At 65.6% G+C, this 273-nt stretch carries 1 protein-coding gene; it reads right to left on the bottom strand.

What is annotated here, in order from left to right; all coding sequences use genetic code 11:
- On the bottom strand, positions 1-230 hold a 230-nt coding region (locus ACLJNW_RS25015; RefSeq protein ID WP_410961331.1), incomplete at its 3' end, for an MFS transporter.
- Positions 231-273: the final 43 nt, after the last annotated feature.

Raw genomic sequence — 273 nt, 5'->3', positions numbered from 1 at the left:
GTCACCAGGAAGGTGTACTTGCGCCCGATCATGTCGCCCAGGCGGCCGAACACCAGCGCGCCGAAGGGCCGCACCAGGAAGCCGGCGGCGAAGGCCATCAGGGCGAAGATGAAGGCCGTGGTGTCGTTGACGCCGGCGAAGAACTGCTTGCTGATCACCGCCGCCAGGGCGCCGTAGAGGAAGAAGTCGTACCACTCGAAGACCGTGCCCAGCGAGGAGGCGAAGATCACCTTGCGCTCCTCCTGGGGCGTGGTCGCAGGCACTGTGTAGGAA

It is taken from the genome of Salmonella sp. SAL4457 (genome assembly GCF_046548235.1).
Taxonomy (GTDB): domain Bacteria; phylum Pseudomonadota; class Gammaproteobacteria; order Enterobacterales; family Enterobacteriaceae; genus Salmonella; species Salmonella enterica.
The sequence above is the reverse complement of the archived record's forward strand: the minus strand, read 5'-3'. Positions and strand labels throughout refer to the sequence as shown.